This window comes from Propionivibrio sp., from assembly GCF_047602565.1.
Taxonomy (GTDB): Bacteria; Pseudomonadota; Gammaproteobacteria; order Burkholderiales; family Rhodocyclaceae; genus Propionivibrio.
Genome location: NZ_JASGGX010000001.1, coordinates 4346015 through 4361828 on the forward strand (window position 1 = coordinate 4346015; position 15814 = coordinate 4361828).

Annotated in this window: 13 protein-coding genes; 6 read left to right on the forward strand and 7 right to left on the reverse strand. The window is 69.2% G+C overall.

Going from position 1 to position 15814, the window contains the following annotated elements; genetic code table 11:
- Positions 1-345: 345 nt before the first annotated feature.
- Positions 346-1956, forward strand: coding sequence for a methyl-accepting chemotaxis protein (locus QM701_RS20535; protein ID WP_415168853.1), 1611 nt, complete (start codon positions 346-348; stop codon positions 1954-1956).
- Between the two features lie 111 nt (positions 1957-2067).
- Positions 2068-2481 (forward strand): secondary thiamine-phosphate synthase enzyme YjbQ, encoded by a 414-nt coding sequence (locus QM701_RS20540; RefSeq protein ID WP_415168854.1) that lies wholly within the window; start codon positions 2068-2070, stop codon positions 2479-2481.
- Positions 2482-2520: 39 nt separating this feature from the next.
- Here QM701_RS20540 and QM701_RS20545 read toward each other — a convergent pair whose 3' ends face one another.
- Positions 2521-2913 (reverse strand): VOC family protein, encoded by a 393-nt coding sequence (locus QM701_RS20545; RefSeq protein ID WP_415168855.1) that lies wholly within the window; start codon positions 2911-2913, stop codon positions 2521-2523.
- A gap of 110 nt (positions 2914-3023) precedes the next feature.
- On the opposite strand from QM701_RS20545, the gene QM701_RS20550 reads away from it, so the two are divergent.
- Both QM701_RS20550 and QM701_RS20555 read left to right on the forward strand, forming a co-directional pair.
- Positions 3024-4181, forward strand: coding sequence for a pyridoxal phosphate-dependent aminotransferase (locus QM701_RS20550; protein ID WP_415168856.1), 1158 nt, complete (start codon positions 3024-3026; stop codon positions 4179-4181).
- A gap of 259 nt (positions 4182-4440) precedes the next feature.
- Positions 4441-5667, forward strand: a complete 1227-nt coding sequence (locus QM701_RS20555; RefSeq protein WP_415168857.1) for a citrate synthase — start codon at positions 4441-4443, stop codon at positions 5665-5667.
- Here QM701_RS20555 and QM701_RS20560 read toward each other — a convergent pair.
- The 5 genes from QM701_RS20560 to QM701_RS20580 all read right to left on the reverse strand — a co-directional run bounded on the left by QM701_RS20560 (position 5643) and on the right by QM701_RS20580 (position 12365).
- The gene (locus QM701_RS20560; RefSeq protein ID WP_415168858.1) at positions 5643-7073 is read right to left on the reverse strand and encodes an MFS transporter; all 1431 of its coding nucleotides are present in this window, start codon (positions 7071-7073) and stop codon (positions 5643-5645) included. The two genes, QM701_RS20555 and QM701_RS20560, sit on opposite strands and share 25 nt — an antisense overlap.
- Positions 7074-7417: 344 nt before the next feature.
- A complete protein-coding gene (locus tag QM701_RS20565; RefSeq protein WP_415168859.1) occupies positions 7418-8977 on the reverse strand; it encodes a DHA2 family efflux MFS transporter permease subunit in 1560 nt (519 codons plus the stop codon).
- A gap of 186 nt (positions 8978-9163) precedes the next feature.
- The gene (locus QM701_RS20570; protein WP_415168860.1) at positions 9164-10375 is read right to left on the reverse strand and encodes an HlyD family efflux transporter periplasmic adaptor subunit; all 1212 of its coding nucleotides are present in this window, start codon (positions 10373-10375) and stop codon (positions 9164-9166) included.
- Positions 10372-11865: an efflux transporter outer membrane subunit gene (locus QM701_RS20575; RefSeq protein WP_415168861.1), complete on the reverse strand. Its 1494-nt coding sequence runs from the start codon at positions 11863-11865 to the stop codon at positions 10372-10374. The genes QM701_RS20570 and QM701_RS20575 overlap by 4 nt, the downstream gene beginning before the upstream one ends.
- Entirely contained in the window at positions 11862-12365 is a 504-nt protein-coding gene (locus tag QM701_RS20580) for a MarR family winged helix-turn-helix transcriptional regulator (protein ID WP_415168862.1), read from the reverse strand. Before QM701_RS20580 ends, QM701_RS20575 begins: the two co-directional genes overlap by 4 nt.
- 167 nt (positions 12366-12532) lie before the next feature.
- Between QM701_RS20580 and QM701_RS20585 the strand changes: the two genes are divergently transcribed.
- On the forward strand, positions 12533-13441 hold the full coding sequence (locus QM701_RS20585) for a universal stress protein (protein ID WP_415168863.1): 909 nt from the start codon (positions 12533-12535) through the stop codon (positions 13439-13441).
- Between the two features lie 91 nt (positions 13442-13532).
- Here QM701_RS20585 and ipdC read toward each other — a convergent pair whose 3' ends face one another.
- On the reverse strand, positions 13533-15158 hold the full coding sequence (ipdC, locus tag QM701_RS20590) for an indolepyruvate/phenylpyruvate decarboxylase (RefSeq protein WP_415168864.1): 1626 nt from the start codon (positions 15156-15158) through the stop codon (positions 13533-13535).
- A gap of 117 nt (positions 15159-15275) precedes the next feature.
- On the opposite strand from ipdC, the gene QM701_RS20595 reads away from it, so the two are divergent.
- Complete coding sequence (locus QM701_RS20595) at positions 15276-15800, forward strand: Lrp/AsnC family transcriptional regulator (RefSeq protein ID WP_415168865.1); 525 nt, start codon at positions 15276-15278, stop codon at positions 15798-15800.
- The last annotated feature ends 14 nt before the right edge of the window (positions 15801-15814 follow it).

Below are 15814 nucleotides of genomic sequence, written 5' to 3' on the forward strand. Positions count from 1 at the left end.
GGATGAATACGGAAGCGGGTCGACGCGCGTGCGTCGTCCACAATGTAAAGCCGGGATCACGAATATGGTGCATGCAATGTAAATTCAACACAATGATGTCGCACGGCGGCGTGTCCAGCGGAAAACCGTAATTGAAGGCGGCGGAGGTTCGGCCGTAACGTGGCGGACGCGCGGGGCGCCTTCCGCACGACGCTCCCGGAGCCGTGAGCAAGGCGCGGCGGGTCGTCGGCGCATGGGGACTCGAAGACCGGCTTCAACAATGCGCGTTTCCGGGATCGGGCGTCCCGTTTGCGGCGCTGCCGCGATCGCGAAATGCATCCATCAAGAAAACACGGGGAGAAAAGCATGAAACTTTCGACACGGCTTGGCCTGATCGTCGGTTGCGCGGCATTGGGGGCGGTGGTGCTGGTGGTCATCGCGCTGCAGACGCTCCGCTCCTCGATGCTCGAGAGCCGGCAGGCAGAGATTCGTTCGATGGTCGATCTGGCTGCCCGGCAGGTGGGCGTCTATGTCGCCCTGGAGAAGGGCGGCAAACTGAGCCGCGACGAGGCGCAGGCGCAGGCCAGGCTGGCCGTCTCGGGCCTGCGCGAAGGCGACAACTACGTCTTCGTGCGCGATACGGCGGGCATGATGCTGGTGCATCCGGACAGCCGCCTGGAAGGTAAGGTGAGCATGGGCGCCAAGGTGCCCGACGGGCGGACCCTGATGGAAGTCTATCTGGACTTGCTGAAGAACTCGGACCGGTCCCTGGTCGAGATCAAGACCAAGCGCCCGAAAGGCGAGGTGGAGGTGTCCAAGGTCAACGGCCTGGCCAAGATTCCGGAGTGGAACTGGATCGTCGGCTACGGCCTGTTCATCGACGACATCGACGAGAGCTACCACGCCTATGCCCTGCGCTTCGGCCTGATCGCCCTGGTCATCTTCGCCGCGGTGATCGCCCTGGCCGTGGCCATGGCGCGGCGCATCTACCGCACGCTCGGCGGCGAGCCCGAGGAGGCGGCGCGGCTGGCGCAGGCCGTCGCCGCCGGCGACCTGACGCGGATGATGGAGCAGCGCGGCGCCGAGGGCAGCCTGATGGAATCGATGCGCCAGATGAGCGTCAATCTGCACGGCATCATCGAGCACATCCAGGACAGCGCCGGCAAGGTCGGCGCGGCCTCGGCCGGCCTGTCCGGGCAGATGGAGCAGATCAACCAGGCGGCCAGGCAGGCGTCCGACGCGGTGTCCTCGACCGCGGCCGCCATCGAGGAACTGGCCGTCAGCGTCGACCACATCTCGCAGAGTTCGCGCGAGACCGAGAGCAACGCCTCGCACGCCGCGCGGCTGGCCGACGAAGGCGTGGGGCTGGTGCGGCAGGCCAGCACCGAGGTGGAGCGCGCATCCAGCCAGGTGGAGGAAGCCACCCGGCTGATCGGCGGCCTGGTCGAGCGCTCGCGCGAGATCGGCGGCATCGCCCAGGTGATCAAGGAGATCGCCGACCAGACCAACCTGCTGGCGCTCAACGCGGCGATCGAGGCGGCGCGGGCCGGCGAGCAGGGGCGCGGCTTCGCGGTGGTGGCCGACGAGGTGCGCAAGCTCGCCGAACGCACCGGGCAGGCCACCGACCAGATCACCGGCATGATCCAGGCCATCCATCACGACACCACGCGCGTCGTCGAGGGCATGAACGCGGTGGGGCCGCAGGTGGCGCGCGGCGTGGAGATCGCGCACCAGGCGGGAGAGGCGCTGCGCCAGATCAACGAAGCCAGCACGGTGGCCCTGCACAACGTCAGCGACGTGGCCGCGGCGACGGGCGAGCAAAGCCAGGCCAGCGGCAGCGTGGCGCGCAACGTCGAGCAGATTTCCAGCATGCTCGACGAATCCGCGCAGTCGGTGCTGGCCGCCAACGAGAACGTGCGGGCGCTGGAGCGGCTGGCGGAGGAACTGCGGCAGTCGGTGGCGCGCTTCAAGGTCTGACGGTTCCGGCACGCTGCGCGCGGTGCTATGTTGTCGCATGCCCCGGCCCGCCGGCCGGGCCGGTCCGCGCTGCGCGGGCCGTGCGCAACGTGCCGAGCGAGGAGTATCGCCGTGGCCTACCAAGAGACTTTGCAGTTCCACACCCGCGGGCGCTCGACGCTCGAAATCACCGGCGAGGTCGGCCGCGTCGTGCAGGCCTCGGGCATCGACACCGGGATCGCCCACGTGTTCGTGCAGCACACCAGCTGCTCGCTGCTGCTCACCGAGAACGCCGATCCGGCGGTGCGCCACGACCTGGAAACCCTGGCGCGCCGCTGGGCGCCCGACGGCGACCCGGCGTACCGCCACGACGACGAGGGCGACGACGACATGGCCGCGCATGCGCGCGCCGTGCTCGCCGGCTGCTCGGCCAGCATTCCGGTGGGCGGCGGCAGGCTGCTGCTCGGAACGTGGCAGGGGCTGTTCCTGTGGGAACACCGATCCCGGCCGCACGAACGGCGGGTGGTGGTGACCGTCTGCGGGTGAGCGGCGGCGGAAATCACGGGCCGGCGCCGCGCCGGCCGGTCAGGCGCTGATCTCCACGCGGTTGCCGTCCGGGTCGAGGACGACGCTTTCATAATAGCCGTCGCCGGTGCGGCGCGGCCCGTCGAGCACCGGGTGGCCGGCATCGCGCAGCCGTTCGGTCAGGGCGTCGACCGCCTCTTCCGAACCGACGGCGAAGGCCACGTGCGTCCAGCCCATGCGCTGCGCGCCGGGCGAAGAAGGTTGCGGGGATAGCGTCGCCGTCCGCATCAGTTCCATGCGCGCGCCGTCCCCGAAGCGCAGGAAGCGCGAGGCGAAGCCCTTGGCCGGGTTGGCGTAGGGCGCGCCGACGGCGGCGCCGAAATAGGTCGCGTAGAAGGCGGCAAGGCGTTCGATGTCTTCCGTCCAGACGGCGATGTGCTCGATGCGTGGCATGCGCTTCCTCGTCGGTGGGGTGGCGGGGCGATTATAGCGGCCGCTTCGCCGCGGGATGCGGACGGCGCCGTGGCCGTTTAAACTTCGAGACTTTCCTCCGGAGCGCCGCCATGTCCATCAACCCCGCCTCGCGTCTCGCCGACATCGCTCCCTTCCACGTGATGGAACTCCTGGCGCGGGCGCGCCGGCTCGAAGCGGAAGGGCGCGACGTCATCCACATGGAGATCGGCGAGCCGGACTTCCCGACGCCCGCGCCGATCGTCGCCGCGGCGCAGGCGCACATCGCCTCGGGCCGGGTCTTCTACACGCCGGCGCTCGGCCTGCCGGAGCTGCGCGAGGCGATCGCCGGCTTCTACGCGACGCGCTACGGCGTCGACCTGCCGGTCTCGCGCGTGGTCGTCACCGCCGGCGCCTCGGCGGCGCTGCTGCTGGCGCTGGCCTGTCTGGTCGAGCCGGGCGGCGAATGGCTGGTGACCGATCCGTGCTATCCGTGCAACGTCAATTTCATCCGTTGCTTCGGCGGCGTGCCGGTGGCCATTCCCGTCGATGCCGGCAGCAATTTCCAGCCCACGGTCGAGGCCATCGACCGCCATTGGAGCGCGCGCACGGCCGGCGCGCTGTTCGCCTCGCCGGCCAACCCGACCGGCACCGTGCTCGACGACGCCGTGCTCGCCGGCATCGCCGGCCGCGTGCGCGAGAAAGGCGGACAGCTGATCCTCGACGAGATCTACCACGGGCTGACCTACGAGCGCGACGTGCCGACGGCGCTGCGCTACGGCGACGACGTTTTCGTCGTGCAGAGCTTCTCGAAGTATTTCAACATGACCGGCTGGCGGCTCGGCTGGCTGGTCGTGCCGGAGCGCTTCGCGCGCCACGTTGACGTGCTCGCGCAGAACCTCTACCTCTCGCCATCCTCCCCGGCGCAGTACGCGGCGCTGGCGGCGTTCCGGCCCGAGACGCTGGAAATCCTCGAAAGCCGCCGCGCGGAGTTCAGGCGCCGCCGCGACTTCCTCGCGCCGGCGCTCGAAGCGCTCGGCTTCCTGCTGACAGCGAAGCCCGAGGGCGCCTTCTACATCTACGCCGATTGCAGCCGGCTGACCGACGACAGCGACGCCTTCGCGCGGCGGCTGCTGGAGACCGCCGGCGTGGCGGTCACGCCCGGCCTCGATTTCGGGGCCTGCGCGCCGAAATCCCATCTGCGTTTCGCCTACACCACGGACGTCGAACGGCTGGCCGAAGCGGTCGAGCGCATCCGCCGCTTCCTGTAGGCGGCTTCCTCCGAACGTGGGCGATACCGGTGGCGCGCCGCGCCGCCGGCTGCATGTGCGCGCCGATGGCTACTTGTTGAAAAATTCGCACAACGTAATGCGCGGCAAGCACAAGAGAGGCGTTTTCTGGAATAATGGATTTTCTTTCTCATCCTGTGTGGATGTTAATGTTTTCTTTGTCTATTTCTTAAACGCCATGTCAAAAAACACGCTCTCAGTCGTCAACAATCGTACCGGGACCTCGTACGAGATTCCCATCGTGGATGGGGCCATCCGGGCCATGGACCTGCGCCGGATCAAGGTGAACCAGGAGGATTTCGGCCTGATGAGCTACGACCCGGGCTTCACCAACACCGCCTCGACGCGCAGCGCGATCACCTACATCGACGGCGACGCCGGCATCCTGCGCTACCGCGGCTACCCCATCGAGCAGCTGGCGGCGCAGAGCAGCTACCTGGAGACCGCGTATCTCGTCATCTTCGGCGAGCTGCCCAGCGTCGGGCAGCTGACCAAATGGGAGGACGACATCAGCCGCCACACGCTGCTGCACACCAACATCCAGAACCTGATCCAGACCTTCCGCTACAACGCGCATCCGATGAGCGTGTTCATCAGCGCCGTCGCCTCGCTGTCCACGCTCTACCCCGACGCCCGCCGGGTGACCGATCCGGCCAACCGGCGCCTGCAGGTCGAACGCATGGTCGCCAAGGCGGCGACGATCGCCGCCTTCACCTACCGGCACAACCACGGCTGGCCGTTCAACCTGCCCGACGACGGCCTGAGCTTCATCGGCAACTTCCTGAAGATGATGTTCCGCATGACCGAGGTCAAGTACGAGCCGGACCCGGTGCTGGAGCGCGCGCTGAACGTGCTGTTCATCCTGCACGCCGACCACGAGCAGAACTGCGGCACCAACGCCATGCGCGTGATCGGCTCGTCGCAGGCCGATCCGTACTCGGCGCTGGCCGGCGCGGCGGCGGCGCTGTATGGCCCGCTGCACGGCGCCGCCAACGAGGCGGTGCTGCGCATGCTGGAGGAGATCGGCAGCCCGGAAAACGTCCCGGCTTTCATCGAGCGGGTCAAGAAGGGCGAGGGCGAGCGCCTGATGGGCTTCGGCCACCGCGTGTACAAGAACTACGATCCGCGCTGCCGCATCATCAAGGCCACCGCCGAGGAGGTGTTCAAGGTCACCGGCCACAACCGCCTGCTCGACGTCGCGCTCGAACTGGAGCGGATCGCCCTGCAGGACGACTACTTCGTCTCGCGCAAGCTCTATCCGAACGTGGATTTCTACTCCGGGCTGATCTACCGCGCGATGAAGCTGCCGGCGTCGATGTTCACGGTCATGTTCGCCGTGCCGCGCACCTGCGGCTGGGTGGCCCACTGGCTCGAACTGCTGACCGATGCCGAGCAGAAGATCTCCCGCCCGCGCCAGATCCACACCGGCCCGGACGTGCGCGATTACGTGCCGATGGACCTGCGCTGAGAGCCGGCGCTCAGGGCTGCCTGCCGGAAATCGTGGCGCCCGCCGCGCGGTCGAGGCGCAGGGCGCCGGCGGTCGCCAGCCCCATCAGCAGGGCGATGGCGAACCACACGTAGCGGAAGTCGGCCAGCCCGAGCGACGGCGCCGCGCGCAGCATCTGCGAGGCGCCCAGCGCGAACGCCGCGAAGGCCACGCCGAGGGTCATCGCCACCTGCTGGAACATCGTCGCCAATGCGCTGGCGCCGGCCCGCTGCTCGGCGTTCACGTCGGCGAAGGCCAGCGTGGTGATGGTGGTGAAGTTCATCGAGCGGGTCATTCCGGCGGCCAGCAGCACCGCGTAGATCAGCGGCATGGGGTGGCCCGGCGCGAGCAGGCCGCAGGCCACCAGCGTCGCCGTGCACAGCGCGCCGTTCGACCGTGAGCACCCGGCGGAAGCCGAAGCGGCGCAGCACCGGCGTGGTGGCGCTCTTCATCAGCAGGTTGCCGGCCATGTAGACCAGCACCATCAGCCCGGCCTGCGTGGGCGACATGCCGAAGCCGATCTGGAACATCAGCGGCAGCAGGAAGGGCGAGGCGTTGATCGCCACGCGCGAGATGAAGCCGGCGCTGGCGACCGCCAGGGCGAAGGTGGGCACGGCCAGCGCGCGCAGGTCGAGCATCGGGTCCGGCGTGCGCCGCGCATGCCGCACCGCCGCGACGCCGGCGGCGATGCCGACGGCGATGAGCAGCAGCGGCCACGTCCTGCCGCCATGGCGTTCGCCGAGTTCGGCGAGGCCCTCGACCAGCGCGGCGAGCGAGAGCGCGGTGAGGACGAAGCCTTGCGTGTCGAAGCGGGCCTGCCGGGTCGGCGCGCGATAGGGGATGTAGCGCAGCACCAGCCAGACGCCGATGGCGCCCAGCGGCACGTTGATCAGGAAGATCCAGTGCCAGGAGACGTGCGAGACGATGAAGCCGCCGAGCGGCGGGCCGAGCACCGGCGCGATCAGCCCCGGCCAGGTGATGGTGGCGATCGCCTCGATGATGCGGTTCTGCGGCGTTTCCCGCAGCACCACGAAGCGCCCGACGGGCGACATGAAGGCCGCCGCCGCGCCCTGCAGCGTGCGCGCGGCGATCAGCGTCCAGAGAGAAGGCGCCAGCCCGCAGAGCAGCGAGGCGAAGGTGAACACGCCGACCGCCGCGGCGAACACCCGGCGCGCGCCGTAGCGTTCCCCGCACCAGCCCGCCGCCGGGACGAAGACCGCCATGGCCACCAGATAGACCGTGACGCTCGCGCTGACGCCGAGCGCGGTGGTGCCGAAACCCGCGCCGATCGCCGGCAGCGCCGTGGTGATGATGGATGCGTCGAGCGTTTCCATGAAGAACGCCGCGGCGACGGTGAAGGCGATGGCGCGCGAATTCTGTTCCTTCATGGGCGCCTCGGGAGGCCGGCTGCGGTGCGTGTCGTGGCGGGGAGGTTCATGCGTCTGGATCGTGTTCTGAATGCGTGACGGAAGGCCGGGGAAAAAGCCGCCGGTTTCCTGTCGCGGCGCGCGCGCCGTCGGGAGGGCGCCCCGGAGCAGCGCGCATTATCCGCTTCTTCGCCGCATCTGCAAAAGCCGGCGCCGGCAGTGCTCTCCCTCCCCTTCAAGGGGAGGGACGGGGTGGGGATGGGGTTCAAACGTCGGTAAACCTCATGGAATTCCGGCCTCGAACACCCCATCCCCCACCCAGCCTCCCCCTTGAAGGGGGAGGTGTTGATGCCCTGGCCGCATCTTCAGTGCGCCGCCGCCGAGGCCGCGGCGGCGCCGCCGTCGGACGATGCCTTGGCCGGCGCGCTGCGCTGGAACGGCGGCCGCGCCAGCCAGAGCACCAGGATCAGCGCGACGAACATCCAGCCGAGCGCATGGCAGATTTCGTTGAAGGAAATCTGGTACGCCTGCTGCGTGATCATGCGGTCGATCAGCGCCGCGGCGCGCTGCACGTCGCCCTGGCCGAGCGCCTGCAGGGCGCTCTGCGTCGCCGGGTCGTAGGGCGAGATGCCCTCGGTCAGGCGCGCGTGGTGCAGCACCGCGCGGTGGCCCCACAGGTAGGTCGTGTAGGACGCCGAGAAGCTCCCGGCGAGCGTGCGCAGGAAGGTGGCGAGGCCCGAGCCGGCGGCGATCTCGTGGCCTTCCAGGTCGGACAGCAGGATGGTCAGCACCGGCATGAAGAAGAAGGCGATGCCGAAGCCCTGGAAGAACTGCACCCAGGCCACGTGGGCGAAGTCGACCTCGGCGGTGAAGCCGGAACGGTAGAGGCTGGCCAGCCCCATCGCCAGGAAGGCGCACGAGGCCAGCACGCGCAGGTCGAAGCGCGCGGCGTACTTGCCGACGAAGGGCGTGAGCATCACCGGCAGCAGGCCGATCGGCGCCGAGGCCAGGCCCGACCAGACGGCGGTGTAGTGCAGCTGCGTCTGCAGCCACTGCGGCACCAGCAGGCCGATCGAGAAGAAGCCGCCGTAGGCCAGCATCAGCACCAGCGTGCCGGCGCTGAAGTTGCGGTGGCGGAACAGGCGGAGATTGACGATCGGCTCGTCGTCGGTCAGCTCCCAGATCAGGAAGATGGCCAGCGCGACGGCCGAGACGATGGCCGTGGCGACGATGAAGTCGGAATTGAACCAGTCCTCCTCGTTGCCCTTGTCGAGCACCAGTTGCAGCGCGCCGACGCCGATCACCAGCGTGACCAGGCCGACGTAGTCCATGCGCGGCGTCTCCAGCCGTTCCGGCCTGCCGCGCATCTGCTGCCAGACGATGAAGCTGGCGAACAGCCCGATCGGCACGTTGATGAAGAAGATCCACGGCCACGAATAGTTGTCGGTGATCCAGCCGCCGAGGATCGGCCCGGCGATCGGCGCCACCACGGTCACCGTGGACAGCAGCGCGAGCGCGTGCGAACGCTTGTCGAACGGATAGATGGAAATCAGCAGCGCCTGCGAGATCGGGTACATCGGCCCGGCGACGAAGCCCTGCAGCGCGCGGAAACCGACCAGGCTGCCCATGCTGAAGGCGATGCCGCAGAGAAACGAGGTGAGGGTGAACAGCAGCGTCGCCAGCACGAACAGGCGCACCTCGCCGAAGCGGCGCGTCAGCCAGCCGGTCAGGGGCAGGGCGATGGCGTTGCTCACGGCGAAGGCGGTGATCACCCAGGTGCTCTGGTCGGTGCTCACGCCCAGGTTGCCGGCGATCGTCGGCAGGGAGACGTTGGCGATGGTGGTGTCGAGCACCTGCATGAAGGTGGCGAGCGCCAGGGCCACCGTGCACAGCCCCATGTGGGCGGGCTGGAATTGGGGTTTCATTCTGGATACCTCGGTTCAACCATGGGGCAATCGCTCGGGCGTCCCACCGCCGGCCTCTCTCCCTCCCCTTCAAGGGGAGGGTTGGGGTGGGGATGGGGGAGATGCGTTGGAGGAAACCACCCCATCCCCCTCCCAACCTCCCCCTTGAAGGGGGAGGAGTGCCCGGCCGACCGGCATGCGCCGTGATTAACTGCTTTTCCCCGCCGCATCGGCCTGCCGCACCTTCACGGCCTCGGCTTTCCCGGTGTTGGCCTCGATGATGCGCGCGACCAGCTGCCCGGCTTCGTCGAGCTGACGCGCATAGACGTCGGTCGAGAACAGCGGGCGGTCGCTCGCCGCCTGCGCCAGCACCGGGCCGACGCGCTCGTGCATGTCCACCTCGGCGTGCATCGACAAGCCGATTCTGAGCGGGTGCTCGGCCAGCTCCTGCGGGTCGAGCGCGATGCGCACCGGCACGCGCTGGACGATCTTGATCCAGTTGCCGGTGGCGTTCTGCGCCGGCAGCAGCGAGAAGGCGCTGCCGGTGCCGATGCCGAGCCCGTTGACCTTGCCGTGGTAGGTCACCTCGCCGCCGTAGAGATCGGCGCGCAGCGTCACCGGCTGGCCGATGCGCATGTGGCGCAGCTGCGTTTCCTTGAAGTTGGCGTCGACCCACAACTGGTCGAGCGGCACCACGGCCATCAGCGGCGCGCCGGGCTGCACGCGCTGGCCGATCTGCACGCTGCGCTGCGCCACGTAGCCGTCGGCCGGCGCCAGCAGCCGGCTGCGCGCGTAATCGAGGTAGGCGCGGCGCAGCGCGGCGGCGGAGGCCTTGACCTCGGGATGCGTGAACAGCGCCGTGTTGTCGACCATCGCGTGGCTGCTCGCCAGCTGCTGGTCGGAGGCGGCCAGCGCGCTTTCGGCCGCGGTCAGCGCCTCGCGCGCGTGCGCCAGTTCCTCGGCCGGGATCGCGCCGGTGGCGGCCAGGCCCTTGCGCCGCTCGAAATCGGCCTGCGCCCGTTCGAGCATGGTGCGGCGCGAGGCGACTTCCGCGCGCAGGCCGCCGACGTTGGCGTAGAGTCCGCGCACTTGGCGCACCGTGCGGCCCAGGTTGGCCTCGGCCTGTTCGAGCGCCACCCGCGCGTCGCTGGGGTCGAGTTCGGCGAGCACCTGCCCGGCCTTGACCCGCCCGTTGTTGTCGGCATGGATGTTGACCACCGTGCCGGCCGTCTGCGGCGTGATCTGGATCACGTTGCCGTTGACGTAGGCGTCCTCGGTGCTCTCGAACCAGCGTCCGTGCAGGAAGTAGTAGGCGGCCGAACCGAGTCCGGCGACGACGACCACGAACGCCAGTCCGAGCAGCCATTGCCGACGGCGCGGGCGGGCGGTTTTCGGGGCGGCGTGTTCATTTTTGCTCATGGTCGGTTTTCCTTGATCTCCGTGCTGCCGGCGCGGCGCGCGGCAGCGTTTTCCGGGGTGGCGGCGAGGTCCGCCGCGGCGAACGGGACACCCTCGGCGCGGAAGCCGCCGCCCAGGGCGCGCACCAGGCCGATCGAGGCCTCGATGCGGCGGGACTGGATGGCGGACAGGCGATCCTCGGCCTGATGCAGCGCCTGCTGCAGGATCAGCGTCTCCAGGTAGCCGCCGACGCCGTTGCGGTAGCGCTGCATCGACAGGTCCCAGGCCTGCCGGGCGCTCGCCAGCGACTGCTCCTGCGCCGCCAGCTGCGCGCGCAGCGAGCGCAGCTGGCTGAGGTTTTCCGCCACCTCGTTGAAGGCGGCGATCAGCGTCCGGTCGTACTGCGCGACGGCGAGGTCGTACTCGGCGTCGCGGCCGTCCAGGTTGGCGCGTCGGCGGCCGCCGTCGAACAGCGGCAGCGACACGGCGGGCGTCGCCAGGCTGAAGCGGCTGGCGGCGTCGAAGAGATCGGAGGCGTGCGCCGAGAGCAGGCCGATGACCGCGCTCAGGCTGACGTTCGGGAAGAACAGCGCCTTGGCCGCGTCGATTTCGCTGCGGGCGGCCTCCACGCGCCAGCGCGCGGCGACGATGTCGGGGCGGCGCCCGAGCAGTTCGGCGGGCAGGTTTTCCGGCACCGCCAGTTCCGCGGCGTCGAGCGGCCGCGGGCGTTCGATCGCCAGGCCGCGATCCGGCCCTTGTCCGAGCAGGACGGCCAGCCGGATGCGCGCCGATTCGATGCGCTGCGCCGCCTGCGCGCCGGTCTGTTCGGCGCCCGCCAGCCCGGATTCGGCCTGGCGCTGCATGGCCAGGCTGTCGATGCCGGCCTGGACGCGCTGCCGCGTCAGTTCGAGCAGTTTTTCGGCGCGTTCGAGATCGGCCCGCGCCACGTCGTGCGCCGAAAAGGCGTAGTCGAGCTCGGCGTAGGCCTGCGCTACCTGGGTGGAGAGGGTGAGTTCGGCGGCCTTGGCGTCCACCTCGGCGGCGCGCTGCCGGCCGAGCGCCGCCTCCCACGCGGCGCGCTTGCCGCCCCACAGGTCGAAGTCGTAGCCGCCGGCGAGGTTGATCTGCTTGGCGGAGACGTAGGCGCCGACCGGCCGCGGAAAATGCTCGTCCGACAGCGCGGTGGGGAAGCTCGCGTTGGCGTCCAGCGTCGGCCGGCGCAGGGCCGCCGCCGTGCCGGTCTGCGCCGCGGCGTACCGCACCCGCGCCTCGGCGGCCGCCAGATCGGGGCTGTCGCGCAGCGCTTCGCGGATCAGCGCGTCGAGCTGCGTGTCGCCCAGGCGCCGCCACCAGTCGCCGGCCGGCCAGGGCGCCGGCGCCACGCCGGCCAGCGTGCGCGCGGCCGCGACGCTGCCGGGCTCGCGCGGCGCGCCGTGCGGCGCCAGGCCGCCCATGTCGGCGCAGCCGGCGAGGAGGGCCGCGCCGGCCAGACAGAGTGACTTCCAGTTCATTGTTTGCCTTGGCAATTACTGTGGTGTTCCAGCGTGGCCCGGATGCGCCTGAGCAGGTTCACCACGGTTTCCTTTTCCTCGGCCGACAGATCGCTCAGCGCGAGATCGGTCAACTGGTCGGAAATGGAACGCAGCGGCCGGGCCAGCGCGCGTCCCGCGTCGGTCAGCGAAATCTGCACCGAGCGGCGGTCCGTGGCGCAGCTGCGCCGCTGGATGAAGCCGCTTTCCTGCAGCCGGTCGAGCAGCCGCGTCAGGGCTCCGGCATCGTGCTCCAGGCGGCGCGCCAGTTCGCTGGCGCTCAGGCACGGCGACTGCGCGAGCTGCTTGAGCACGCGGTACTGCGTGAAATTGACGCCGAGATCGTTATCGGCCAGCAGCCGTTCGAGGTGGTGGATCATCCCCTGCCGCACGAAATGCAGCAACAGGCCGAAGCTCTCGTCGCCGGCAGCCGAAGCGCAGCCGTCGGGCGGAACATCAGGGAAGGAAGTGGAGGGAAGCATGGGGGGCGGATATTAATTGCCCAGGCAAATATTGTCAAGGCAAGAATGTGAAACCTGATCTCCGTTTCCGGTCGGGATCGTTTTCACGTGGTTCGCGATACACTCGGGAGGAGGCGGTTTTCAAGCTTGGTGCGAGGTACCCCTTTGGCAAAACGGAAGGAGAAGCCATGGCTCGGTTGAAACACGTGTTGGCGGCGACGGATTTTTCCCCTTTTTCCACACAGGCCGTCGAACGGGCGGCATTCATCGCCGCCGGCACGGGCGCGCAGCTCGATCTGCTGCACGTGCTCAGCCTGGCGCCGTTGCAGGATCTGGAGCAGTTGATGGCCGATCTGCCGCCGGGTTTCGCCGAGACGCTGATCGCCGCGGCGCGCGCCGAGCTGCAGGCCGTCGCGGACGATCTGGCCGCGCGGCGCGGCGTGAACGTCACGTGCCGCGTGGCGTGCGGCCCCTTGCTGGCGACGCTGCATGCCGAAGCCGTGGCGTCGCGGGCCGATCTGCTGGTGCTCGGCGCGCGCGGGGAGAGCGGCGTCTTCCGCAGCATGGTCCTCGGCACCACCGCCGCGCGCATGATCAGCAAGGCCCGGCAGCCGATCCTGGTGGTCAAGCAGCCGCTGCGGGGCGCGTACCGGACCGTGCTGGCCCCGGTCGATTTTTCTCCCCCGACCCTGCAGGCGCTCCGCCTCGCGCAGCGCGTCGCGCCCGAGGCGGACACCATTCTCATGCACGCCTTCGACGTGCCCTTCGAAAGCCGCCTGCGCTTCGCCAACGTGGACGACGACGTGATCGGCCTCTACCGCTTCGCCACCCGCCAGCGGGCGCAGGAAAGCCTCGCCGAACTGCGCGAGCGGAGCGGCCTGCCGGCGGAAGGGACGCGCTTCGCGGTCGTCCAGGGCGACGCCTCGCAGCAGGTCATCGAACAGGAGAACGACTTCGACTGCGATCTCATCGTCGTGGGCAAGCACGGGAAAAGTCCGCTGGAAGACCTGATCGTCGGCAGCGTGACGAGAAAGGTGCTCGCGGAATCGCAGTGCGATGTGCTGGTGTTCGTGGAAGGGGAAGAAAACACTAATTGACCACGGCGACGCGGGCGGGCACGGCGGAAAAACAAAGAATTGCTTTTCGCCGTGCCCGCCGTGTCGCCGTGTCGCCGTGGTTAACCGCTTTTCATTTCGACCCCGTCAGCCGCTTCACTCCCGCGACGAATCGCTGCAGGGTTTCCGAGAGCACGCCCGGCGGCAGGGTGATCTCGATCAGGCGGAACTGGCCGCGCGCGGCGAACGCCTCGTCCAGCGCGGCTTTCAGTGCCACCCGCGTGGCGACGCGCACGCCGTGGCCGCCGAGGCCGGCGGCCATTTCAGCGTAGCCCCAGTGGCCGAGGTCGTTGAACGACGATTCCGGCTGGAAGGTCCTCAGCATTTCCCAGCCGGCGTTGTTGAACAGCAGGACGATCGGGTCCCAGCCGTAGCGCCGGCAGTTGCCGAGCTCCCAGCCGGTCATCTGGAAGGCGCCGTCGCCGACCAGGATCAGCGGCCGCCGGCCGGTGGCCGCCTGCAGGCCCAGGCCGGCCGGGACGCCGTAGCCCATGGTGGCGTAGTAGCCCGGCGCGACGAGCGGGGTGAAGGCGATTTCCATGGCGGTGAACAGGCAGTCGCCCATGTCGGCGGCGATCGGCAGCTTGCCGTGCTCGGCCATCAGGTCGTTGACCGCGGTGGCGACGTCGGTCGGCGTGATCGCCGCGCCGTCGGCGGCGAGGCCGGCCGGGAACGCCTGCCGCCGCGCGGCCGCCGCCGGCTTGCCCGCTTCGGGAACCGACGCCAGCAGGCGGTCAACCAGCGCGGCCAGCGGAATGTCCGGGTAGGTGTGGTAGCCGAGCGTCACCTGTCCGTCGAGCGCCTGGATCGTCTTGCGCAGGTCGATGCGCGTTTCGGAGACGGCGAAATTGGTGTCGCTGAGGATCTCGCCGAGCAGGAACAGCCCGTCGGACTCCTCGACCAGGCGGGTGACTTCGGGCAGCCCGGCGACGCCCATGTAGGTGCCGACCAGCGGCGCGTCGTGCTCGACGAGCAGGCCGCGCCCCATGAAGCTGGTGACGACCGGCAGGCCCAGGCGGCCGGACAGCCGCGCCACCTTTTCCTCCAGTCCGAAGCGGCGGACCTCCACGCCGGCCATCAGCACCGGCGCGCGCGCCCGGCGCAGGCGGGCGAGGATGTCCGCCACGCAGGCGTCGAGCGCCTCGCCGTCGACCGGCGGTTCCGGCATGCGCGCGACCGGCGCGCAGGGCTGCGCCACCATGTCGCGCGGGATTTCGATGTACACCGGCTGCGAGTGGCGCAGGCAACTGGCGAGCACGCGGGCGATGTCCTCGGGCGCGCGCGCTGCGTCGTCCAGGCGCACCTGGTCGCAGGTGATCTCGCGGTACATCTGGAACTGCGAATCGAGCGTCTTGGCCTGGTGGTGCAGGAGCAGGCCGGAGCGCGACTCGCCTTTGCCCGGCCCACCGGAGAGCACGACCACGGGCGACTTCTCGGCGTACGCCGCGGCGACCGCGTTGACCATGTTCAGGGCCCCGGCGCCGTAGGTGACGGCGGCGACGCCGAGCCCCATGGTGATGCGCGCCGAGGCGTCCGCGGCGAAGCCGATCGCCGGTTCATGCGACAGCGTGTAGAGCGGCAGAATCCGCGTCTGTTCGATGATGCGGAAGAAGGGCAGGGCGAAATCGCCCGGAATGCCGAATATCTGGCGGGCGCCGTGCGCCTTGAGCGCGTGGAGGAGGGATTCGGTGAGGTTCATGAGCGATGCCGGGAATATGGGAAAGAGATATTTTCACGCGACGCACGAACAACAGGAATTCGTTTTTTAGCCTGCAAAGGTTTATCATGCACACAATGTGCGTATAAAGAGGTTTGTATGCAAACCATAACGTTCGACCGCTACGATCTCGCGCTGCTTGACGCCGTGCAGCGCGACGGCAGCGCCACCAACGCCACGCTCGGCGCGTCGGTCAATCTCTCGGCGTCGCAGATCAGCCGCCGGCTGCAGCGCCTCGGCGAATCGGGGCTGATCGCCGGCTATGCGGCCTTGCTCGACCCGGTGGCCATCGGCCTAGGCGTCACGGCGTTCGCCCACGTCGTCCTGGAACGCCACGGCACGGCGCAGTCGGACGCCTTCGAAAACGCCGTCTCGGCTATGCCGGAAGTGATGGAATGCTATTCGGTGACCGGCGACGCCGACTATTTCCTGCGCATCGTCGCGCCCGACCTGCAGGCCTTCTCCGAGCTGATGATGAAGCGCGTGCTGCGCCTGCCGGGCGTGGCGCACATCAAGAGCAACATCGCCCTGCAGAAGGTCAAGCAGACGCACGTGCTGCCGCTCGACCACCTGGCCCAGCCGAGCCGGCCGCGGCGGCAGCAGATCCGCTTCGTGACGGACTGAGCGCCCGCCGCCGC